The following is a 20,646-nucleotide window of genomic DNA, read 5'->3' as shown; positions in this document are numbered from 1 at the left end:
TGAAATGGTAGCCCCCAAAATCCGTATCAAACTGCGTGGCTTCGACCACAAGGCGCTCGACCAGTCGGCCAGCAAGATCGTCGACACCGTGCGCCGCACCGGCGCGGACGTGACCGGCCCCGTGCCGCTCCCGACCCGCATCCGCCGCTTTTGCGTTCTGCGCTCGCCTTTCATTGACAAAGACAGCCAGGAGCACTTCGAGATCCGTACCCACAACCGCTTGGTGGACATCATGAACCCCACCAAGAAGACCATCGACTCGCTGATGACCCTCGATCTGCCCACGGGCGTGGACATCGAGATCAAGACGGTGGGTGGGCGCGCATGAGGAAAGGGATTCTCGGCACCAAAATCGGCATGACCCAGATCTGGAAGGGCGACCGCGCCGTTCCGGTGACGGTTATCATGGCCGGACCCTGCCCCGTCGTGCAGCGCAAGACGCTGTCCAACGACGGCTACGAGGCCGTGCAGGTGGGCTTCTCGCCCAAATCCGAAAAGCGTCTGACCCGTCCCCAGATCGGCCACCTCAAGAAGGCGGGCCTGGGCGGCATGCGTTACCTGCGTGAGTTCCGCGACTTCACCCCCGAGGGCGACACCATCACGGTCGATATCTTCGGTGAGGGCGAGAAGATCGACGCCACCGGCATCAGCAAGGGGCGCGGTACCCAGGGCGTCATGCGCCGCTGGAACTTCTCCGGCGGCCCGGCCAGCCACGGTTCCAAGAAATGGCACCGCCGTCCCGGCTCCATCGGCCAGCGCAAGACGCCCGGCCGCGTGTACAAGGGCAAGCGCATGGCGGGACACTGGGGCGTCGAGCGCGTCACCATCCAGAACCTGGAAGTCGTGGAAATCCGCGCCAGTGAGAACCTGATTCTCATCAAGGGCGCGATCCCCGGCATGACCGGCAGTCTCGTCGAGCTGCGTCAGGCCGTGAAGGGAGCGAAGTAATGGCTCAGATCAACGTGGTGGGCAACAATGCTCGCACCATCCAGTTGGAGTTGCCCAAAGCCAACCCCAATTTGCTGCACGAGGTCGTGACCTGGCAGCTCGCCAAACGCCGCGCCGGAACGGCCAGCACCAAGACCCGTACCCAGGTCAGTGCGACCAGCAAGAAGATGTACAGCCAGAAAGGCACCGGCAACGCCCGTCACGGCGACCGCGCGGCCCCCAACTTCGTCGGCGGCGGCGTGGCCTTCGGCCCCAAGCCGCGCAGCTACGCCTACAGCCTGCCCAAGAAGGTCCGTCAGCTCGGTCTGGCGATGGCCCTCTCTGACCGCAGCGAGCAGGGCAAACTGCTGGCCGTGGACGGCTTCGGCCTCAGCGACCATAAGACCAAGGGTTTTGTCAGCTGGGCCAAGGACAACGGCATGGACGGCTCCGAGCGCGTCTTCCTGGTGACCGACGACGCCGTCGTGCGCCGCGCTGCGCGCAACCTGCCCTGGGTCACGGCGCTGCCGGTGGCGGGCCTCAACGTCTATGACATCCTGCGCCACGAGCGTCTGGTCATTGACGCCGCCGTGCTGGAACCCGCCAAGACCGACGTTCAGGAAGGTGAGCAGCAGTGAGCAGCATCTACGACACCCTGCAAGTTCCCGTGATGAGCGAGAAGGCCTACGCAGGTATGGAAAAAGGCGTCTACACCTTCTGGGTCAAGCCCAGCGCCACCAAAACGGATGTCCGTAACGCGGTGCAGCAGGCGTTCGGCGTCAAAGTGGTCAAGGTCACGACATTCAATGTCGAAGGCAAGGTCAAGCGGGTTGGCAAATACACCGGCAACCGCAACGACCGCAAGAAAGCCATGGTCAAACTCGCCGAAGGCCAGAAGATCGAGGCCCTCGAGGGTCTGGTTTAAGGAAGGTTGAAGCATGGCCGTTAAGAAGTACCGTCCCTATACCCCGTCGCGCCGTCAGATGACGACCGCCGACTTTTCGGGGTTGACCAAAAAGAAGCCTGAGAAAAACCTCACCGAAGCGCTGCCCAAAACCGGCGGGCGCAACAACCACGGCCGCATCACCAGCCGCTTTATCGGTGGCGGGCACAAGCGTGTCTACCGCATCATCGATTTCAAGCGCCGGGGCAAAGCGGGCGTCAATGCCAAGGTCGCTTCCATTGAGTACGATCCCAACCGCAGCGCCCGCATTGCCCTCTTGCATTACCTCGACGGCGAGAAGCGCTACATCCTGGCGCCCGAGGGTTTGAGCGTCGGCATGATGGTGCAGACCGGCCCCGAGGCCGAACCCAAAGTCGGCAACGCCCTGCCGCTGCGCTTTATCCCGGTGGGTGCAGTCGTTCACGGTGTGGAGCTGACCCCCGGTAGAGGCGCGCAGCTCGCCCGTTCGGCAGGCACCAGCATCCAGCTTCAAGGCAAGGAAAGCGACTACGTGATTCTGCGTCTGCCCAGCGGTGAGTTGCGCCGCGTGCATACCGAGTGCTACGCCACCATCGGAGCCGTTGGCAACGCCGAGCACAAGAACATCAACCTCGGCAAGGCCGGACGCAGCCGCTGGCTGGGCAACAAACCCCACCAGCGAGGCAGCGCCATGAACCCGGTGGATCACCCACACGGCGGCGGCGAGGGCCGCACCGGAGCGGGCCGCGTGCCGGTCAGCCCCTGGGGCCAGCCTGCCAAGGGCCTTAAAACCCGGCGCAAGCGCAAGGTGTCGGACCGTTTCATCATCACCCGCCGCGGCGGGAAGTAAGGAGGGTCATCTATGCCCCGTAGCCTGAAGAAAGGGCCGTTCGTGGATGACCACCTGCTGAACAAGGTGGACGCCCAGAACGCCAAAAAAGAAAAGCGCCTCATCAAAACCTGGAGCCGGCGCTCGACCGTGGTGCCCGAGATGATCGGTCACACCATCGCCGTTTACAACGGCAAGCAGCATTTGCCGGTGTTTGTCAACGAGCAAATGATCGGACACAAACTTGGCGAATTCAGCCCGACCCGCAGCTACCGGGGTCACGGATCTGAAAAGTCCGCCAAAGGGAGCAAGAAGAAGTAATGCAGGCCAAAGCGATTGCACGCTACATCCGCATCAGCCCTCGCAAGGTTCGCCTTGTTGTGGACGTGATTCGCGGCAAGAACGTCCGTGACGCCGAAGACCTGCTGCGCTTCGTGCCCCGTGCCGCCAGCACCCCCGTGGACAAGGTGCTCAAGAGCGCCAAGGCCAATGCGGTCAACAACCACGACATGATCGAAGACCGCTTGTATGTCTCGCAGATCTTCGTGGACGCTGGCCCGACCCTTAAGCGCCTCATTCCGCGTGCGCGTGGCAGTGCCAACATCATCAAGAAGCGCACCAGCCACATCACCGTCATTCTGGAGGAGCGCGCCTAATGGGAAATAAAGTCAACCCGAACGGGTTTCGCCTGGGCATTACCAAGGGCTGGAACAGCCGCTGGTACGCCGGGAAGAAAACCTACAGCAGCCTGGTTCGCGAAGACGAGATGATTCGTCAGCTCGTCAACAAAGAACTCAAGGCCGCTGGAATTGCCCGCATCGAGATCGAGCGGGCCGGTCAGCAGGTCAACGTGATTATCAGCGCGGCCAAACCCGGCATCGTGATCGGCAAGGGCGGCGAGAGCATCAAGCGCTTGCGCGGCCAGATCGAGCGTATGGTCACTGCGGGCACGGTGGCAGTCAACGTCGCCGAGATCCCCAACCCCAACACCAGTGCGCCCTTGGTGGCCCTGCGGATCGCCGAGCAGATCGAGCGCCGCTTCGCCTTTCGCCGTGCCATGAAGCAGGCAGCCCAGCGCGTGATGGAGTCCGGCGCGCGCGGCGTCAAGGTGGTCATGAGTGGCCGTCTGGGCGGAGCCGAGCAGGCCCGCACCGAGAAGGTTCTGGAAGGCCGCGTGCCGCTGCACACCCTGCGCGCCGACATTGACTACGGCACGGCCCTGGCCAAGACCTCCTACGGCATCATCGGCATCAAGGTGCTGGTGTTCAACGGCGAGGTCATCGGCGGCAAGACCGAGACCGTGGCCAAGCCCCCGCGCCAGGAGCGCGGCGAGCGCCGTCCCGAAGGTGGCGACCGCAACAACCGCCGTCGCCCCACCGCCCGTCGGCGGACCGGAGGTGAATGATGCTGCTTCCCAAGCGCACCAAATACCGTAAGCAGATGCGTGGCCGCATGCGCGGTGACGCCAAGGGCGGCGACTACGTGGCCTTCGGCGACTTCGGTCTGATCGCCATGGAACCGGCCTGGATCAAGAGCAACCAGATCGAAGCCTGCCGCATCGTGATGAGCCGTCACTTCCGGCGCGGTGGCAAAATCTACATCCGCATCTTCCCCGACAAGCCCGTGACCAAGAAGCCCGCCGAAACCCGAATGGGTAAAGGTAAGGGTGCTGTGGAGTTCTGGGTCAGCGTAGTCAAGCCGGGCCGCGTGATGTTCGAGGTGTCGGGCGTCACCGAGGAGCAGGCCAAGGAAGCCTTCCGGCTTGCGGGCCACAAGCTCCCGATTCAGACCAAGATGGTCAAGCGCGAGGTCTACGATGAAGCTCAGTGAGTTGCGCGCCGTTGACGCGGACAGCGTGGCCAAGGAAATTGCCTCGCGCAAGGAAGAACTGATGAAGCTGCGCTTCCAGGGCGCGGTGGGCAACTTGGCCCAGCCGCACCGGGTCCGCCAGCTCCGCAAAGAAGTGGCGCAACTGCTCACCCTTCAGGGCGAGCGTCAGCGTCAGGCAGGTGACAAGTAAGATGGCCAGAAAGACCCTTCAGGGCACCGTCGTGAGCGACAAAGCTGACAAGACCGTCAGCGTCAAGGTCGAGCGGCGTTTTGCCCACCCCCTTTACGGCAAAGTCGTGACCCGCAGCCACAAGTACGCGGCCCACGACGAGAACAACGAATACAAGACCGGCGACCGCGTGGAGATCCTGGCGGTGCGTCCCATCAGCAAGTCCAAGACCTGGAAGGTCACGCAGCTTCTCGAGCGCCCGCGCGGCATCGAGACCACCGCCGTTGAGACTGAAGGCGGTCAAGCATGATCATGCCCCAGTCCCGCCTCGACGTGGCGGACAACAGCGGCGCGCGCGAGATCATGTGCATCCGCGTGCTCAACTCCGGCATCGGTGGCAAGGGTTTGACGACCGGCGGCGGCGGTAACAAGCGCTACGCCCACGTCGGCGACATCATCGTCGCCTCGGTCAAAGATGCTGCCCCACGCGGCACCGTCAAGAGCGGCGACGTGGTCAAGGCCGTGATCGTGCGCACGACGTTTGCCATCAAGCGTGCCGACGGCTCCGTCATTCGCTTTGACAAGAACGCCGCCGTGATCATCAACAATCAGGGCGAGCCGCGCGGCACCCGCGTCTTCGGGCCGGTGGCCCGGGAACTGCGCGACCGCCGTTTCATGAAGATCATCTCGCTGGCTCCGGAGGTGCTGTGATGCCGCAGGGTAAATTCAGCGCGCCCAAGCCCGGCAAGCACCACAACAACAAATTGCATGTCAAGAAGGGCGACACCGTGATCGTCAACCGTGGCAAGCACAAAGGTGCAACCGGTACAGTGCTGTTTGCCAGCCCGGAAGACCAGAAGGTCGTCGTCGAGGGTGTCAACATCGTCAAGAAGCACGTCAAGCCCACCCCCGGTAACACGGCGGGCGGTATTGACGAGCGCGAAGGAGCCATGCACGCGTCCAAGGTGCAGCTCGTCGACCCCGAAACCGGCAAGGCCACCCGCATTCGCAAGACCATCGTGGACGGCAAGAAAGTCCGCGTGGGTGTGCAGAGCGGCAAGGTCATCGACTGAGTTCTGGGGCGCGCCACGTGCGCGTCCTGGGCGACCCGTCCGCCCGAAGAAGGAACAGATATGCAGCAGCTCAAGCAAAAGTACAACGATGAAGTGCGCCCGGCGCTGGTGCAGCAGTTCGGCTACAGCTCGGTCATGGCCGCGCCACGCATCGAGAAGATCGTGGTAAATGAGGGCCTGGGTTCGGCCAAGGAAGACAGCAAGGCGATCGACAAGGCCGCCAAAGAGCTGGGCCTGATCACCCTGCAAAAGCCGATCATCACCAAGGCCAAGAAGAGTATCTCCAACTTCAAGCTGCGCGCCGGCATGCCGGTAGGCATCAAGGTGACGCTGCGCGGCGAGCGCATGTACGTCTTCCTGGAGAAGCTGATCAATATCGGTCTGCCACGTATCCGTGATTTTCGTGGGGTCAATCCGAACGCTTTCGATGGTCGCGGCAACTACAACCTCGGCATCAAAGAGCAGTTGATCTTCCCGGAAATTACCTACGACATGGTCGACAAGACGCGCGGCATGGACATCACCATCGTGACCACGGCCAAGAATGACGAAGAAGGCCGGGCGCTGCTCTCCGGCATGGGCCTTCCCTTCCGCAAGTAATTCCAGTACAATTTCTAGTTGCGCGCTGGGGCTGTAAGCGCCCGCGCGCATGCTTGCTGAAGCCGAGTCGCTCAGTGGGCAAGGAGAAAAGAGCATGGCGAAGACGAGTAAAATTGTCAAGCAAAAGCAGCGCGAAGCGGTGGTCGCCAAGTACGCCGAACAGCGTCAGGCGATGAAAGACGCGGGCGACTACTACGGCCTCTCGCAACTTCCCCGCGACGCCAGCCCCACCCGGCTGCACAACCGCTGCGAATTCACGGGCCGCCCGCGCGGCTACATCCGCTTTTTCGGCGTCAGCCGCATCGTGCTGCGCGAAATGGCCAGCCGGGGCGAGTTGCCGGGCGTACGCAAAGCCAGCTGGTAAACACCTCACCGGATACGAACCGCAACATTTTTGCGGTGATCGTCTGGTCTGATGGTCTCTTCCCAAGACGAGAATGCCGCCGTGCCCAACTGGGCTGATGTTTTTTGGCGGCGCTCAGTGGGTTTCATCGTGTGGTGCTCGTAGAGAGTATCGACACCAAGTCCGGGGAACTTCCCCAGTTCCCGGAGGAATAATGCTGAGTGATCCCATCGCCGATATGCTCACGCGCATTCGCAACGCGACGCGCACCTTCAAAGAGACCGTGGACATCCCGGCCTCCAAGTTCAAAGAGCAACTCGCTCACCTCCTCGTCAAAGAGGGCTTCGTCACCGCTGTCGAGCGCGTACGCGACGACGGCATGAAGTTCGACGTGCTGCGCGTGACCCTGCGTTACGGCGTCAAGCGCGAGCAGGTCATCAAGCACATCGAGCGCATCAGCCGTCCGGGCCGCCGCGCTTATGTGAGCCACGAGAACCTGCCGCGCATCCAGCGCGGTCTGGGTCTGGCCGTCGTGTCTACCAGCAAAGGTTTGTTGGCTGACCGCGACGCGCGCAAGGAAGGCGTGGGCGGCGAAGTCGTCTGCGTCCTCTGGTAAGGAGAGCTGCATGTCCCGTATCGGTAGACAACCCATTGCTGTGCCGAGTGGCGTGAGTGCCACAATCGAAGCCGGTCTGTTCAAGGTCAAAGGCCCCAGAGGCGAACTGACGGTTCCCTTTAACCGCGATCTGAGCGTGACGCAGGAAGGCGACCAGATTCTGGTCACCCGCCCGGATGACCGCCAGGACCACCGCTCGCTGCACGGCCTGACCCGCACCCTGGTCGCCAACGCCGTCAAGGGCGTATCCGACGGCTTCACCATCAACCTGGAATTGCGCGGCGTCGGTTACCGCGCCAAGCTGACCGGCAAGAATCTGGAAATGACCATCGGCTACAGCCACCCGGTCATCATCGAGCCGCCCGCTGGCGTGACCTTCGTCGTCCCGGAACCCACCAAAATCGACGTGTCGGGCATTGACAAGCAGCTCGTCGGTCAAGTCGCCGCCAACGTCCGCCGGGTCCGCAAGCCTGATGCCTACCACGGCAAGGGTGTGCGCTTCCTCGGTCAGAAAATCGCCCTCAAGGCCGGTAAAGCCGGAGCCACGGGCGCAAAGGGTAAGAAATGAGCACCGCCAACGAAACCAACACCCGCCGCAAGCTGCGCAACCGCCGCAAAGTGCGCGCCGCCGCTGCGCCCGAGCGCCCACGCTTGAGCGTGTACCGCTCCAGCAAGTACATCTACGCCCAATTAATTGACGATGCCACCGGCACTACCATCGCGCAGGCCGGCGGCAAGGCGCTCAAGGAAGGAAACAAGACCGAGTCTGCCGCTGCTGTGGGCAAGGCACTGGCTGCCGCCGCCACCGAGAAAGGCGTCAAGGCGGTTGTGTTCGACCGTGGGCAGTACCGCTACCACGGACGCGTGAAGGCGCTCGCAGACGCGGCGCGGGAGGGTGGCCTTGACTTTTAATCGCAGAAACGACCGCAACAACAGCGAGAACAGCGAATTCGAAGAAAAGCTGATCAACGTCAACCGCACCGCCAAGACCTACCAGGGTGGACGGCGCTTCCGCTTCGCCGCACTGGTGATCCTGGGTGACCGTAACGGTCGCGTGGGCATGGGCATCGGCAAGGCCAAGGAAGTACCGGTGGCGATTGAGAAGGCCAAATCGGTGGCCCGCAAGAACATGATCACCGTGCCGGTTGAGAACGGTACGATTCCCCACGAGATCGTGGGCGTCAGCACCTCCAGCCGGGTCCTGCTCAAGCCTGCTAGCGCGGGTACCGGCGTCATCGCGGGCACTGTGCCGCGCAGCATCGCCGAACTGGCGGGCATCACCAACCTGCTGAGCAAGGAAATCGGCAGCCGCAACCAGATCAACGTGGCTTACGCCGTGTTTGACGGGTTCAAGAACCTGCGGACGGTCAAGCAGGTCCGCGCTCTGCGCGGCGCACCTGCGGCGGCCCCGGCTGCCGTGACTCCGGCGGATACCCAAGGAGCGCCTCAATGAAAATTACCCTCAAGCGCAGCGTGATCGGGCGTCCCCAGTATCAGGTGGACACTGTGAAAGCGTTGGGCCTCAAGAAAATCGGCGACAGCCGTGAAGTCTCCGAGAGTGCGGCGGTTCGCGGCATGGTCAAGACCGTACAGCATCTGCTGGAGGTGGAAGCGTGAAACTGAGCGATCTGTTTCCATCCCCCGGTTCGCGCAAGACTCGCAAGCGGGTCGGGCGCGGTCCCGGCGGCACCGACAAGACCGCCGGACGCGGTCACAAAGGTCAGAAGTCGCGCTCCGGCGCGGGCAAAGGCCAATTCTTCGAGGGTGGCCGCTCGACCCTGATTTCGCGCTTGCCCAAGCGCGGCTTCAACAACGTCGGCATCACATACGAGATCGTCAACCTCGCCCAGCTCGACGCGTTGGAGGGTGACAGCTTCGACCGCGCCGGGCTGGAAGCCGCTGGACTGGTGCGCCGCAAGGGTAGCCCCGTCAAGCTGCTGGCACGCGGCACCGTCAGCCGGGCCGTGACCCTGCATGTGGACGCCGCCAGTGAGAGCGCCGTCAAGGCCATCGAGGCAGCGGGTGGCAAGGTTGTGCTGGCCGAGCCGAAGCCCGCCCACTCCGCCGAGTACAAGCCCCGCTGATGCTGCGCGCCTTCCGCGACGCCTTCCGTATTCCGGACTTGCAGCGGAAGATCGTTTTCACGCTGCTGCTGCTGGCGGTGTACCGTCTGGGCAACGTCATTCCCACGCCCGGCGTGAACGTCGCCAGCCTCTCGCAGAACTCAAACCCGCTGCTGGGTCTCATCGGCATGATCTCGGGCGGCAACCTCTCCCAGTTCTCGATCTTCGCGCTGGGCGTGCTGCCCTATATCACCGCCAGTATCGTCATTCAGCTGCTGACGACCACCTTGCCTGCCTTGGAGAAACTCTCCAAAGAGGGCGAGGAAGGCCGCAAAAAGATCAACCAGTACACCCGCTACGCCGCGATTGCGCTGGGTACAGTGCAGGCCACCGTCTTCTCGCTGTTCGTCAGTAGCAATCCGGCTAACATCGCGGTGGGCTGGACGCCGGGCCTGTTCACCTTGCTGGTGATGGTCCTGACCCAGGTGGCGGGCATCGCCTTTACCATGTGGATCGGCGAGCGCATCACCGAGGTCGGGCTGGGCAACGGCATCAGTTTGATCATCACGGCAGGGATCATCGCCCGCTACCCCACTGAAATCGGGGCGACGGCGACCCTGTTTCGGCAGGGCAACCTCAGTGTGCTGAGCATCCTGGCGTTCGTGGCCATCACCATCCTGGTGATTGTCGCCATCGTCTACGTATATCAGGCCGAGCGCCGGGTCCCGGTGCAGTATGCCCGCGCGCGCGGCGGCACCCCCCAGGGTGGATCGGGCCGCAATTACAGCGGTCAGGCCACATATCTGCCGATCAAGCTCAACCAGGCGGGGGTCATTCCGGTGATTTTCGCCTCGGCCATGCTGATCTTGCCCAACCTGCTTCAGCAGGCCACGGCCAAGCGTACGCCGGGCGTCTCGGCCTTTATCCAGCAGTACCTGGCGGCAGGTGGCGTGTGGTACACCGCGCTGGAAGTGGTGCTGATCATCGGCTTTACCTTCCTCTACAACAGCGTGCAGTTTGATCCCAAGCGGATTGCCGAGCAACTGCGTGAGGCGGGCGGCTTCATTCCGGGGGTACGCCCCGGCACACCGACGGCGGGCTTCCTCGGCACCATCAGCACCCGCATTTCGCTGTGGGGCGCGCTGTTTCTGGCACTGTTGGTGATCATTCCGCAACTGATTCAGCGTTGGACCGGCGTGACCACCTTTCAGTTCTCCGGCACTGGCCTGCTGATCATCGTAGGCGTGGCCCTCGAAACACTCAAGCAACTCGAAGCGCAGCTGACTGTGCGGCGCTACGACGGTTTCATCAGCAAGGGCCGCATTCGCGGACGCCTCTGATTGCCGGGGAGAGTTGCTGAACGAAAGGCACATCTCTATCAGGGCGCACCTCACCGTGCGCCTTGTTCCGTATCCGAAGGCTGGCGCTGGTGGCCAGCAGCCCACCACTCAGCGGGCTTTACCCTGAAGCCGGGAAAGGACAGGCATGACCCACAACAAAGCGCTTCACCGTGAATCCAACCAAGTGGTGATCTTCCTCGGCCCGCCCGGCGCGGGCAAGGGCACCCAGGCCGAGCGGCTGGCCGCCGAATATAACCTGATCAAAATCAGCACCGGCGACATTCTGCGCGACCATGTGACGCGCGGCACTGAACTCGGCCAGCAGGTCGCGCCGATTCTGGAGTCGGGCAAGCTGGTGCCGGACGATCTGCTCATCGCCCTGATTCGTGACCAGCTCTCGAAGCGCGAAACGGTGCGGGTAATTTTCGACGGCTTTCCGCGCACGACTGCCCAGGCGCAGGAACTCGAAATGCTGCTCGAACAGCTCGGCGCACCGATCAGCGCCGTGCCGCTGCTGGAAGTTCCGGACGACATCCTGATTACCCGCATCGTGGAGCGCGGCAAGTCCTCGGGCCGAAATGACGACAACGAGGCGGTGGCGCGCCACCGTCAGGACATCTACCGTCAGCAGACACAGCCCCTGATCGACTACTACGCCGCGCGTGGCCACCTGAAGCCCATCAACGGGGTCGGCAGCATGGACGAAGTTTATGGCCGCCTGCAGCAGGTGATGTCCTGAGTCTTCAGCTCTCCTTGTCGGCAAGCGGTGCGAGTGTAACGCCGCGCCTCTTGCCGGATGCCCGGCGGCGTGCTAGCTTTACGTTTGGCTTGTTCCAAGCCGGGAGGGTTCGTGGCGAGAAGAAGAGCACCAGACGGGCGTGAATCCAAACGCAAGAAGGAGGACGCCGATACCGTCCGCGCCGAGGGCGTGGTCGAAGAGGCGTTGCCCAACACCACCTTCCGTGTGAAGCTGGATACCGGGCATGACCTCCTGGCGTACATCAGCGGCAAGATGCGAATTCACTACATTCGCATTCTGCCCGGAGACCGCGTGGTTCTGGAGATCTCGCCCTACGACACTTCGCGCGGACGCATCGTCTACCGCCGCTGAGCGGCTGGGCGCTGCAAGAGTACCGCGTGGGGCTGACCTGAACACTTGAGTTCGGGTGCGGCCCAACCCAGATTCCCCACACCACCGAGGGTGCGTTGGGGGGTCGAGCGTCGGCCACGTCGCTGAGCGCCTTTAAGGCGCAAGGCAGCACGGCGGCGCGAGGAGGAAGGACATGAAGGTTCGCAGCAGTGTCAAGAAAATGTGCGACAAATGCAAAGTCATTCGTCGCCACGGGCGCGTTGTCGTGATTTGCGAGAACGTGAAACACAAGCAGAGGCAAGGTTAATGGCCCGCATCGCTGGCGTGGATTTGCCGCGCGAGAAGCGGATCCAGATCGGTCTGCGTTACATCTACGGTATCGGGCCGACCCGCGCCGATCAGGTGCTGGCGACCACCGGCATCAGCCCGGATACCCGCGTCAAGAACCTGACTGAGGTCGAAACCACCAAACTGCGTGACGCCATCGAAAAGGTCTACAAGGTCGAGGGCGATCTGCGCAGCGAAGTCGGGCAGAACATCAAGCGCCTGATGGACATCGGCGCGTACCGTGGTCTGCGTCACCGCCGGGGTTTGCCGGTGCGGGGCCAGCGCACCAAGACGAACGCCCGCACCCGCAAGGGACCGCGCAAGACCGTGGCGGGCAAGAAAAAGGCCGCGAGGAAATAAATCATGGCCAAAACCACCAAGAGAGCGCCCCGCGCCAAGCGCCGCAATATCAGCGCCGGACGGGCCTACATCCACGCCAGCTACAACAACACCATCGTCACCATCACCGACGTGGAGGGCAACAGTGTTGCCTGGTCGTCGGGCGGCACCATCGGCTATAAAGGCAGCAAGAAGGGCACGCCCTACGCGGCCCAGCTCGCCGCCGCCGACGCCGTGAAAAAAGCCCAGGGCTTCGGCATGAACATCGTCGACGTCGTGGTGCGTGGCTCCGGCTCTGGCCGCGAGCAGGCCATCCGCGCCATCCAGGCGTCGGGCATTGAGGTCAAGTCCATCATGGACGACACCCCCGTGCCGCACAACGGCTGCCGCCCCAAGAAAAAGCACCGCGCCTAGTTCATTCAATTCACCGCTGCGTTCTGGCCCGTCAAGCCCTGTATTTTTTTGAGACGCGCCTTATTTGACAGAAACCGGCATTCGCGCCACGCGGAGACGGTGTCCAGAGCGCCGCTTTTTGGGTCGCCCGGCAAGAGCCTGGCTTGACTTTCACCCTGAGGAGAAAAATGGGTCGTTTCCGTGGTTCCATCACCAAACAAAGCCGCCGCGAGGGCATCAACCTGGCGGAAACCGAGAAGGTCCAGAAGTATCTGGACAAGCGCCCCTACGCGCCTGGCCAGCACGGCCAGCGCCGCAAGGGCCGCCCCAGCGACTACAGCGTGCGTCTGCGCGAAAAGCAAAAGCTCTCGCGCTTATACGGCATGGGCGAAAAGCAGTTTCGTAACCTCTTTGAAGAAGCGTCCAACGTACCCGGTGTGACCGGCACGGTGTTCTTGCAACTGCTCGAGCGCCGCCTGGACAATGTGGTCTTCCGCATGGGCTTTGCCAGCACCCGCCGTCAGGCCCGGCAGTTCGTGGGCCACGGTCACATTTTTGTTAACGGCAAGAAGGTGGATATCGCCTCGTACCGGGTCAAGATCGGCGACCAGATCAGCATCGGCGAGAAGAGCCGTCAGATGGGCTTCATCCTGGAAAACATGGAAGCGCTCAAGCGCCGCCGTGTCAGCCCCTGGATCGAGATGAATCCGGAGACGTTTACTGGCACGTTCACGCGCCTTCCGGCCCGCGAGGATCTGGCACTGCCGATCAACGAAAACTTCATCATCGAATACTACTCGCGGTAACGGAGGTTCTGCGTGGATCAAAAGCGTCCCCAGCTCAAGGCCCGCGTCGACGGCGACTACGGCGAATTTACCCTGGAACCGCTGCGGCGGGGCTACGGCGTCACGGTGGGTAACCCCCTGCGCCGCATCCTCTTGTCAAGCATTCCTGGCAGTGCCGTCACCAGCGTCTACATCGAGGATGTGCTGCACGAATTCAGCACCATTCCCGGCGTCAAAGAAGACGTCATTCGTATCATTCTCAACCTCAAGGAACTGGTGGTGCGTTTTCACGCCCCCGGTCCTAAGACGCTCACCCTGCGCGCCCAGGGCGAGGGCGAGGTCAAGGCCAGCGCCTTTGAAGTGCCTTCCGATGCCGAGATCGTCAACCCTGATCTGGTGATCGCCACCCTGGCCGAGGACGGCAAACTGGTGATGGAAGTGCGTGTCGAGGAGGGCGAGGGCTATGTGCCCGCCGACAAGCACTCTACTAAGGACCGCATCAACTCGATTCCGGTGGACGCCATGTTCACCCCGGTGCGCCGGGTGGCCTACCATGTTGAGAACACCCGCGTGGGTCAGCAGACCGATCTGGACCGGTTGATTCTGCGGGTCTGGACCGACGGCTCGACCAGTCCCCAGGACGCCCTCGACAAGGCCGTGGATATTCTGCGCGACGAGTTGATGGTGTTCGGCAACGTGGAGACGGTGCAGGCCGAGGCCGCGCCTATGCCGGTGCTGGTGCCCGCCCAGACAATCAGCAGCCCGGTGTACGACCCGGCCCCCACCCAGGTGGCTTCGATTGGCCTGGGCGACTACGCGCTGGGCAGCGAGGTCAGCAGCCCCCGTGTGACCCTGGAGGGCCTGGGCCTGACCACCCGTGTGCTGCACTCGCTCAAGGAAGAAGGGATCGACTCGGTGGACGCCCTGTGCGCACTGTCGGACCGCGACCTGAAGAAAGTACCGGGCATTGGTGAGCGCAGCCTCGACGAGATCAAGCAGCAGCTGGCCCAGTTCGGGCTGGCCCTCAAAGACTGAACCTGTCTGGCCTGCCCGTCAACCGGGGTGGGCCATGTTTCATGCCAAAGGAGAACCAATATGCGTCACGGACGTAGTGGGCGCAAGCTCAACCGCAACAGTTCCGCCCGCACCGCGCTGGCCCGCGCCCAGGCCACCGCCTTGCTGCGCGAGGGCCGCATTCAGACCACCGTCGCCAAGGCCAAAGAGCTGCGGCCTTACGTGGAGAAGATCATCACCACCGCCAAGGGCGGCGACCTCCACGCCCGTCGTCTGTGCGCCCAGGACATTCAGGACAACGCTGTGCTGCGCAAACTGATGGACGAAGTGGCTCCCAAGTACGCCACCCGCCCCGGCGGTTACACCCGCATCCTGAAAGTCGGCGTGCGGCGCGGCGACGCGGCTCCGCTGGCCCTGATCGAACTGGTGTAAGCGAACAAGCGCGAAGGCCCCTGCCCGGTTGGGTGGGGGCTTTCTCTTTGCAGTGATTGGGGCTTACTTCAGGCTTTCATCTCCCTGCAGCCCCGCACCCTGTAGCCTACCCGTATGCGCTTTCTCGTCATTGAAGATGAACTCGACATCCGCCGCCCCTTATCGGCCAGTCTGCGCGAGGCCGGCTATGCGGTGGACGAGGCGGGCAGCGCCCAGGAAGCCCAGGCGCTGGCCCGCAGCTTTCCCTACGACGCCTTGATGGTGGACGTGGGCCTGCCGGAAGGGCCGGTCAGCGGGTTCGATCTGGTGCGCGGCCTGCGCGCCGAGGGCATCAAGGCTCCGGTGCTGTATCTGACCGCCCGCGACGCTGTGGAAGACCGCATCGAGGGACTGGACGCGGGCGGCGACGATTATCTGGTCAAGCCGTTTCACCTGGGCGAGGTGCAGGCACGGCTGCGTGCCCTGGCCCGCCGCAGCCGCGCCGAGGTGCAGAGCACCCTGACCTGGCGCAACCTCAAATTCGACTGGACCGCCAGAGCGGTATACCGGGACGGCGAGCGGGTGGCGCTGACCGCCAAGGAGTTCGCGCTGATTGAGGTGCTGTCCTCGCATCCTGGCCGGGTGTATACCCGTGAGGAGCTGATCGACCGGGTCTGGGACGGCAGATTCGATGCCGAATCGAACGTTGTGGAAACCTACGTGCGCAATTTGCGGCGCAAGCTCGGCGACGACGTGGTCAAAACCCTGCGCGGTCTGGGCTACAGCTTCCCTGAAGGCGAGTAACGCCTACGCGGGCGCGGCAGCTTCTAGACTCAGGCATGACGCTGCGCCTGCGCCTGACCCTGCTGACGTCGGGCGTGATTTTTCTGGCGCTGGCGGCCTTCGGCGGGCTGGCCGGGGTACTGCTGTGGCGCATCGAGCTGAGCAGCATCGCCCGCCAGATCACGGCGCAGGCCGACGCCCTGAGCGCCGTGGCCCGCCGCTCGCCGGGTGCGCTGCAGGGCACCGCCGACGACCTGCTGGAGCGTGACGGAATCACGGCGGTGGGCCGGGTCTACGAGGACGGAGTGCTGATCTGGGCCGGGGGCGCGGTGGCCTCGGGCATTCTCGACCCCGACTTCCTGCGTGATGTTCAACCTGAGCGCCTCAGCCGCATCCAGGGGTACATGGTCGCCAGTCGGCGCTTCGGCAGCGGGCCGGATCAGGTGGTGGTGCAGGTGGGGCGCAACCTGTTGCCCCAGGAAGAGCTGATTGCCCGCTACCTGATTATCGCGGCGCTGGTGCTGGTGCTGCTTTCGGCCTTGGCCGGTGCGACGGCAGCACTGGCGGTGCGCCGGGCGCTTAGGCCGCTGGACCGGCTGGTGCGGCGGGTGCAGCACCTCGGCACGCCCGAGCCGGTGCCGGGCGTCGATGAGCGCAGCGAGGTCGGCGCGCTGGCCCGCGCCCTCGATGCTAGCCTGGCCGAGCTGCGTGCCGAGCGCCGCCGCGAAACACTCTTTCTGGCCAGCGCCTCGCACGAATTGCGCACCCCCGTGACCGCCATGCTGGCCGATTTGCAACATACCCTGGCCCGTGAGCGCTCGTTGCAAGACGTGCTGGCGGCCCTGCACCGCACCGAGAGGACGGCGGGGCGGCTGCGCCAGCTCACCGGCAACCTGATGAGCCTCACCAGGGCGCAGCACGTCGGGGAACGCCAGACTGCCGATCTGCTCGATCTGGCGGGCGAGGCGGTGGATCTGCTGCAACCGCTGGCTCTCAAGCGCGACATCGATCTGTGGCTCGACGGGGCCTCGACTCCCGCCCAGATCGACAGCTCGCTGTTTGCTGGGGTGCTGGAAAATCTGATCGGCAACGCGCTCAAGTTTTCTCCGGTCGGCGGACGGGTCAACGTGCGAGTGTCTCCGCAGCCCAGCGGGCCACTGTCTGACGGCATGCGAACAGGTGGAGCGCTGCTCACGGTGGAAGACAGCGGCCCCGGCTTTCCGTCCGGTCCGCTGACCGAGGCGTTCGTGCGTGGTGTGCCGGGCAGCGGCGGCAGCGGCCCCGAAGGCTTCGGGCTGGGGCTGGCTGTGGTACGGCAGGTGGTCGAGGCGCACGGCGGTACCTTGAACCTCGGTGAGCGCCCCGGCGGCGGCGCACGGGTGCAGGTGAGTCTGCCGCCCACGCCTGCTGCGCCGCCCGCCCGTGAAACCGAGGGCACCCAGCCCCATCGAACCGACTGACCGCCTGCCTCCATCTTGGGGAGCGGAGGGTTTATTCATGGAAAAACCTGTCCTGGCCGTTCTGGACGTTGCTTTGCTTCTCACTCCGGTTTCCGCCTGTGCCAAGAAAGGAGTCATGCCTGCCACCATCCCAACGATCAATGCCGCCACGATGGCCAAAGTCAACATCAATGCGGCCATTGCCGCCAAACTGTTGAAAATCCCCGGTGTGAACACCAAGATCGCCGCCGAAATCATCAAGAATCGGCCCTACAAGAACAGCACCGAACTGGTCAGGAAAGTCAAGGGCATCAGGCTGAAGAACGTCATGAAAATGATGCCGCTGCTGAGCTTCTAAGACAGCCCGCTTCATTCTCGGCGCTGGCCTTGCCCATCTTGGGGTGAGACCAGCGCTCTTGCTCGAACAGACTGAGGCCGGGCTGACCTGGCGTCTTTGGTGTCATCTTCCAATCTGAATACGGTGTGCGACTTATGCTCCGCCCATGACCGCTCCCACCCCCGCGCCAGACCGCGCCCGCACGCTCGCCGTCGCGGGCCTTCTTCTGGGCATTACCCTGGCCGCCCTGGAGAGCAGCGTGATCGCCACCGCCATGCCCACAGTGATCCGCGAACTTGGCGGCCAGCACCTCTACGCCCTGCCGTTCGCCGTATACCTGCTGACCAGCACCATCACCAGCCCGCTGTGGGGAAGGGCGAGCGACCTGCTGGGACGCAAGCGCCTGTATCTGGCAGGGGTGATCATTTTTCTGCTCGGCAGCATGCTCTGCGGCGTGGCAGGCAGCATGGCGGTACTGATCGCGGCCCGCGCCCTGCAAGGCATCGGCGCGGGATCGGTGCAGACCCTGACCTTTACCCTGGTCGGCGAGATGTTCACTCTGGAGCAGCGTGCCCGCGTGCAGGGCTTTTTTAGCGGCGTGTGGGGCATCGCCGGGCTGGTGGGGCCGCTGATCGGTGGACTGATCGTGGACCACGCTTCGTGGCGCTGGGTCTTTTACCTGAACCTGCCGTTCGGCATTCCGGCGTTGCTGCTGGCGCTGCGCTACCTACCCAACATCCGCCCGGCCAGGCAGAACCGCGCCCAGATCGACTGGCTGGGCACGCTGCTGTTCACGCTCGGCAGCGGGCTGCTGATCTGGGGACTGGAGTTCAAGCTGTGGGCGCTGGCGGCGCTGAGCTTGGGCGTGCTGGCCGGAGCGCTGTGGGTCGAGTCCCGCCATGCTGCGCCCCTTTTGCCAATGCGCAACCTGAGAGCCACCCTGCCGCGCGTGGGCGTGCTGGGCAACTTGCTGGCAGGCGCGGCGTATTTCGGCACCATCGCTTATCTGCCGCTCTTTGCGCAGGGGGTCAGCGGTCAGGGGGCCACCGCTGCCGGAGTCATCCTGACGCCGATGCTGCTGGGCTGGACCGGTACCAGCATTCTGGCTGCCCGGTTGATTAGCCGCGTGGGCACCACCCGGCTTACCCTGTGGGGCTTCAACATTCTGGTGGTGGCCTTCGTGCTGTTTGCCGCGCTGGCACACGCGCCGCTGTGGGCCATCAGCGCGTCGGGCTTTGTGGCGGGCAGCGGCATGGGTTTTGCCATGTTCACCCTGCTCATCGCCGTGCAGCAGGCCACCGCCAAGGCTGACCTAGGAGCGGTCACCAGCGCCATTCTGTTCTCGCGCCAGATGGGTGGGGCCATCGGCACGGCCCTGATGGGTGCCTTGATCGGCGAGGCGGCCATCTCGGCGGGCGGCCCGGCGCTGGCCAGTGGTCTTCAGCGGGCCTTCGTGTTGGCGCTGGTGCTGGTGGCGCTGGCCTGGACATTGGCTCAAGCGCTGCGCCGTGAGCCGATAGTGTCGCAGCCGATGGGGACTGATTAAACAGCGGCCCCTAGGCAGTGACGCCACTGTGATTTTCAATGCTGCTTAGAGTTTAAAGTGCTGAGGGGCGGAAAGGATAAACAGTTGTTTATCTAATATTCGCCCCGCTATATATAAACATAAAGGTTTGGTAACTAAAGAATACCCCTCCCAAAATTAAAGATATTCTTTTGGCTCGGCACAGCTTTTCCGTGTGCAATGTTGCATCCTGATCCCAGAGATCCGTTTGCTAGCGTTTTAAGCGCTGTGAACCTTCAAGGAGACGAAGATGCACAAAACCACCAGAAAGCTGTTGCTCACCCTGTCACTTGCCCTCCTGCCGGTTCCCGTTTTGGCCCAGACCGACACCACGGCACCGAGCACGACAGATACGACTACGCCTGATGCAACAGACACGACGACACCGGCCACCACCGACACCACTTCGACGACCACGACTGACACGACCAATAACGACAAAGGCTTTGATTATGGCTGGCTCGGTCTACTCGGCCTGGCCGGTTTGGCGGGACTGACACGCCGTCAACCCCCAGTCGTTCATGTCGATCCCCGCGACACGGCGCGTCGTCCCTGAACCTACTCTGAGCTGGGTGGGCCGGGCTTCTTTCAGAGCCTTCTCTGAGGCATATCGGCTCGCTAGCAAGCCGAGTGGGGCGCTGGCCGATCGTTAACTAACAAAACTAGAACGGTGAGCGGGTTGCGGAAAGCTGCCCACTCACCGATTTTCTGTGTTGTACTCATTTGTGCAGCGCCTCGGCAATGGCAACCGCATTCAATGCGGCGTGAATAGCCTTGCGGATTCACTCAAACGCCTCTATGCCGATTGGGCCTTATGTGTAGGCTGCACAGGACACTTGAATTTCCAGACTTGGAAAGCTATTCCGAACAGGCCCGGTGTGTTCCGCTACAAGACTTCTGGAGACGGTTCGAGAAGCCAGCCTTAGCCCTCCCAGCTGTTCTTAATCTTCACCCAACCTGCCACACTTGGACGCTACTTACAGTGGAGGTATGGCCCCTTTACGCACCATCATGACCCGCGATCTCGTGACCGCCAGCAAAGACGCCAGCCTCAAGGAAGTCGCCGCCTTGATGGCCGACAACGACATTGGCAACGTGCTCTTCATGGATGCCGACAAGCTCGTCGGCATCCTGACCGACCGCGACATCGTGGTACGCGCGGTTGCCTTTGGACGCGACCCAGGCGCGCTGGCAGTCGACCACGCCACGGCGGACCCGTTTACCCTGGACGCCGATACCGAGGTCAGCGAGGCTGCCGCGCTGATGGGTGAGCGCCAGGTGCGCCGTCTGCCGGTGACCGAGAACGGCAAGGTGGTGGGCATCGTTAGCCTCAGTGACCTCAGCAACCGCACCAATGGAGACGCCGATCAACAGGCGCTCGAAGGCATCAGCACGCCGACGCTATAAGCCGCATATCTACCGCCGCAGCGGGGAGGGAACCGATCTGGTCTT

The 20,646-nt window shown here is 63.2% G+C and carries 36 protein-coding genes; all 36 read left to right on the top strand.

The features are described 5' to 3' along the window. Window positions 1-4: 4 nt before the first annotated feature. The 36 genes from rpsJ to GUI70_RS16130 all read left to right on the top strand — a co-directional run bounded on the left by rpsJ (window position 5) and on the right by GUI70_RS16130 (window position 20,601). Window positions 5-328, top strand: a complete 324-nt coding sequence (gene rpsJ / locus GUI70_RS16305) for a 30S ribosomal protein S10 (protein ID WP_109824828.1) — start codon at window positions 5-7, stop codon at window positions 326-328. After that, window positions 325-948 (top strand): 50S ribosomal protein L3, encoded by a 624-nt coding sequence (gene rplC / locus GUI70_RS16300; RefSeq protein ID WP_161883371.1) that lies wholly within the window; start codon window positions 325-327, stop codon window positions 946-948. The genes rpsJ and rplC overlap by 4 nt, the downstream gene beginning before the upstream one ends. Beyond that, the gene (gene rplD / locus GUI70_RS16295) at window positions 948-1,565 is read left to right on the top strand and encodes a 50S ribosomal protein L4 (RefSeq protein WP_161883370.1); all 618 of its coding nucleotides are present in this window, start codon (window positions 948-950) and stop codon (window positions 1,563-1,565) included. Before rplC ends, rplD begins: the two co-directional genes overlap by 1 nt. Then, window positions 1,562-1,852, top strand: coding sequence for a 50S ribosomal protein L23 (locus tag GUI70_RS16290; protein ID WP_161883369.1), 291 nt, complete (start codon window positions 1,562-1,564; stop codon window positions 1,850-1,852). Before rplD ends, GUI70_RS16290 begins: the two co-directional genes overlap by 4 nt. 13 nt (window positions 1,853-1,865) lie before the next feature. After that, window positions 1,866-2,699, top strand: coding sequence for a 50S ribosomal protein L2 (rplB, locus tag GUI70_RS16285; RefSeq protein ID WP_161883368.1), 834 nt, complete (start codon window positions 1,866-1,868; stop codon window positions 2,697-2,699). 12 nt (window positions 2,700-2,711) lie between these two features. Further along, complete coding sequence (gene rpsS / locus GUI70_RS16280) at window positions 2,712-2,999, top strand: 30S ribosomal protein S19 (RefSeq protein ID WP_161883367.1); 288 nt, start codon at window positions 2,712-2,714, stop codon at window positions 2,997-2,999. Beyond that, complete coding sequence (rplV, locus tag GUI70_RS16275) at window positions 2,999-3,334, top strand: 50S ribosomal protein L22 (RefSeq protein WP_161883366.1); 336 nt, start codon at window positions 2,999-3,001, stop codon at window positions 3,332-3,334. Before rpsS ends, rplV begins: the two co-directional genes overlap by 1 nt. Continuing rightward, entirely contained in the window at window positions 3,334-4,083 is a 750-nt protein-coding gene (gene rpsC, locus GUI70_RS16270) for a 30S ribosomal protein S3 (RefSeq protein WP_161883365.1), read from the top strand. The genes rplV and rpsC overlap by 1 nt, the downstream gene beginning before the upstream one ends. Beyond that, window positions 4,083-4,508, top strand: coding sequence for a 50S ribosomal protein L16 (gene rplP / locus GUI70_RS16265; RefSeq protein WP_124873005.1), 426 nt, complete (start codon window positions 4,083-4,085; stop codon window positions 4,506-4,508). Before rpsC ends, rplP begins: the two co-directional genes overlap by 1 nt. After that, on the top strand, window positions 4,495-4,698 hold the full coding sequence (gene rpmC, locus GUI70_RS16260; protein ID WP_161883364.1) for a 50S ribosomal protein L29: 204 nt from the start codon (window positions 4,495-4,497) through the stop codon (window positions 4,696-4,698). Before rplP ends, rpmC begins: the two co-directional genes overlap by 14 nt. Before the next feature lies 1 nt (window position 4,699). Continuing rightward, a complete protein-coding gene (gene rpsQ, locus GUI70_RS16255; RefSeq protein WP_161883363.1) occupies window positions 4,700-4,987 on the top strand; it encodes a 30S ribosomal protein S17 in 288 nt (95 codons plus the stop codon). Further along, complete coding sequence (gene rplN / locus GUI70_RS16250) at window positions 4,984-5,388, top strand: 50S ribosomal protein L14 (protein ID WP_161883362.1); 405 nt, start codon at window positions 4,984-4,986, stop codon at window positions 5,386-5,388. The genes rpsQ and rplN overlap by 4 nt, the downstream gene beginning before the upstream one ends. Then, on the top strand, window positions 5,388-5,750 hold the full coding sequence (rplX, locus tag GUI70_RS16245) for a 50S ribosomal protein L24 (RefSeq protein ID WP_161883361.1): 363 nt from the start codon (window positions 5,388-5,390) through the stop codon (window positions 5,748-5,750). Before rplN ends, rplX begins: the two co-directional genes overlap by 1 nt. 60 nt (window positions 5,751-5,810) lie before the next feature. Beyond that, window positions 5,811-6,350, top strand: coding sequence for a 50S ribosomal protein L5 (gene rplE / locus GUI70_RS16240; RefSeq protein WP_161883360.1), 540 nt, complete (start codon window positions 5,811-5,813; stop codon window positions 6,348-6,350). A gap of 94 nt (window positions 6,351-6,444) precedes the next feature. After that, window positions 6,445-6,714: a 30S ribosomal protein S14 gene (gene rpsN / locus GUI70_RS16235; protein ID WP_161883359.1), complete on the top strand. Its 270-nt coding sequence runs from the start codon at window positions 6,445-6,447 to the stop codon at window positions 6,712-6,714. Between the two features lie 193 nt (window positions 6,715-6,907). Continuing rightward, window positions 6,908-7,309 carry a 30S ribosomal protein S8 gene (gene rpsH / locus GUI70_RS16230; protein WP_161883358.1) on the top strand — a complete coding sequence of 134 codons (402 nt, stop codon included), beginning with the start codon at window positions 6,908-6,910 and terminating at the stop codon, window positions 7,307-7,309. Window positions 7,310-7,319: 10 nt separating this feature from the next. Beyond that, the gene (gene rplF / locus GUI70_RS16225) at window positions 7,320-7,877 is read left to right on the top strand and encodes a 50S ribosomal protein L6 (protein ID WP_161883357.1); all 558 of its coding nucleotides are present in this window, start codon (window positions 7,320-7,322) and stop codon (window positions 7,875-7,877) included. After that, window positions 7,874-8,221, top strand: a complete 348-nt coding sequence (gene rplR / locus GUI70_RS16220; protein ID WP_161883356.1) for a 50S ribosomal protein L18 — start codon at window positions 7,874-7,876, stop codon at window positions 8,219-8,221. The genes rplF and rplR overlap by 4 nt, the downstream gene beginning before the upstream one ends. Further along, window positions 8,211-8,762, top strand: coding sequence for a 30S ribosomal protein S5 (gene rpsE, locus GUI70_RS16215; protein ID WP_161883355.1), 552 nt, complete (start codon window positions 8,211-8,213; stop codon window positions 8,760-8,762). Before rplR ends, rpsE begins: the two co-directional genes overlap by 11 nt. Beyond that, window positions 8,759-8,926 carry a 50S ribosomal protein L30 gene (rpmD, locus tag GUI70_RS16210; protein ID WP_161883354.1) on the top strand — a complete coding sequence of 56 codons (168 nt, stop codon included), beginning with the start codon at window positions 8,759-8,761 and terminating at the stop codon, window positions 8,924-8,926. The genes rpsE and rpmD overlap by 4 nt, the downstream gene beginning before the upstream one ends. Then, on the top strand, window positions 8,923-9,393 hold the full coding sequence (gene rplO, locus GUI70_RS16205) for a 50S ribosomal protein L15 (RefSeq protein WP_161883353.1): 471 nt from the start codon (window positions 8,923-8,925) through the stop codon (window positions 9,391-9,393). Before rpmD ends, rplO begins: the two co-directional genes overlap by 4 nt. Continuing rightward, window positions 9,393-10,712, top strand: a complete 1,320-nt coding sequence (gene secY / locus GUI70_RS16200; protein ID WP_161883352.1) for a preprotein translocase subunit SecY — start codon at window positions 9,393-9,395, stop codon at window positions 10,710-10,712. Before rplO ends, secY begins: the two co-directional genes overlap by 1 nt. Before the next feature lie 145 nt (window positions 10,713-10,857). After that, window positions 10,858-11,451, top strand: a complete 594-nt coding sequence (locus GUI70_RS16195) for an adenylate kinase (protein WP_161883351.1) — start codon at window positions 10,858-10,860, stop codon at window positions 11,449-11,451. 111 nt (window positions 11,452-11,562) lie between these two features. Further along, window positions 11,563-11,823, top strand: coding sequence for a translation initiation factor IF-1 (gene infA / locus GUI70_RS16190; RefSeq protein WP_124869582.1), 261 nt, complete (start codon window positions 11,563-11,565; stop codon window positions 11,821-11,823). A 172-nt stretch (window positions 11,824-11,995) separates the two neighbouring features. Further along, window positions 11,996-12,109, top strand: a complete 114-nt coding sequence (gene rpmJ, locus GUI70_RS16185) for a 50S ribosomal protein L36 (RefSeq protein ID WP_109824866.1) — start codon at window positions 11,996-11,998, stop codon at window positions 12,107-12,109. After that, a complete protein-coding gene (rpsM, locus tag GUI70_RS16180; protein WP_161883350.1) occupies window positions 12,109-12,489 on the top strand; it encodes a 30S ribosomal protein S13 in 381 nt (126 codons plus the stop codon). The genes rpmJ and rpsM overlap by 1 nt, the downstream gene beginning before the upstream one ends. Before the next feature lie 3 nt (window positions 12,490-12,492). Continuing rightward, window positions 12,493-12,882: a 30S ribosomal protein S11 gene (gene rpsK, locus GUI70_RS16175; protein ID WP_124869575.1), complete on the top strand. Its 390-nt coding sequence runs from the start codon at window positions 12,493-12,495 to the stop codon at window positions 12,880-12,882. Window positions 12,883-13,049: 167 nt separating this feature from the next. Further along, entirely contained in the window at window positions 13,050-13,667 is a 618-nt protein-coding gene (rpsD, locus tag GUI70_RS16170) for a 30S ribosomal protein S4 (RefSeq protein WP_161883349.1), read from the top strand. Window positions 13,668-13,679: 12 nt separating this feature from the next. Next, on the top strand, window positions 13,680-14,681 hold the full coding sequence (locus GUI70_RS16165; RefSeq protein WP_161883348.1) for a DNA-directed RNA polymerase subunit alpha: 1,002 nt from the start codon (window positions 13,680-13,682) through the stop codon (window positions 14,679-14,681). A gap of 60 nt (window positions 14,682-14,741) precedes the next feature. Continuing rightward, complete coding sequence (gene rplQ / locus GUI70_RS16160; RefSeq protein ID WP_161883347.1) at window positions 14,742-15,092, top strand: 50S ribosomal protein L17; 351 nt, start codon at window positions 14,742-14,744, stop codon at window positions 15,090-15,092. A 114-nt stretch (window positions 15,093-15,206) separates the two neighbouring features. Next, complete coding sequence (locus GUI70_RS16155) at window positions 15,207-15,875, top strand: response regulator transcription factor (RefSeq protein WP_161883346.1); 669 nt, start codon at window positions 15,207-15,209, stop codon at window positions 15,873-15,875. Between the two features lie 35 nt (window positions 15,876-15,910). After that, window positions 15,911-17,314 carry a sensor histidine kinase gene (locus GUI70_RS16150; RefSeq protein ID WP_202630506.1) on the top strand — a complete coding sequence of 468 codons (1,404 nt, stop codon included), beginning with the start codon at window positions 15,911-15,913 and terminating at the stop codon, window positions 17,312-17,314. Window positions 17,315-17,351: 37 nt separating this feature from the next. Continuing rightward, on the top strand, window positions 17,352-17,651 hold the full coding sequence (locus GUI70_RS16145) for a ComEA family DNA-binding protein (RefSeq protein ID WP_161883345.1): 300 nt from the start codon (window positions 17,352-17,354) through the stop codon (window positions 17,649-17,651). Window positions 17,652-17,796: 145 nt separating this feature from the next. Beyond that, complete coding sequence (locus GUI70_RS16140; protein WP_161883344.1) at window positions 17,797-19,176, top strand: MDR family MFS transporter; 1,380 nt, start codon at window positions 17,797-17,799, stop codon at window positions 19,174-19,176. Between the two features lie 268 nt (window positions 19,177-19,444). Continuing rightward, complete coding sequence (locus GUI70_RS16135) at window positions 19,445-19,750, top strand: WGxxGxxG family protein (RefSeq protein WP_161883343.1); 306 nt, start codon at window positions 19,445-19,447, stop codon at window positions 19,748-19,750. 434 nt (window positions 19,751-20,184) lie between these two features. After that, complete coding sequence (locus GUI70_RS16130; RefSeq protein ID WP_161883342.1) at window positions 20,185-20,601, top strand: CBS domain-containing protein; 417 nt, start codon at window positions 20,185-20,187, stop codon at window positions 20,599-20,601. The last annotated feature ends 45 nt before the right edge of the window (window positions 20,602-20,646 follow it).

The organism is Deinococcus alpinitundrae, from assembly GCF_009982895.1.
Taxonomy (GTDB): domain Bacteria; phylum Deinococcota; class Deinococci; order Deinococcales; family Deinococcaceae; genus Deinococcus; species Deinococcus alpinitundrae.
This window is presented reverse-complemented; position numbering and strand designations above follow the sequence as displayed.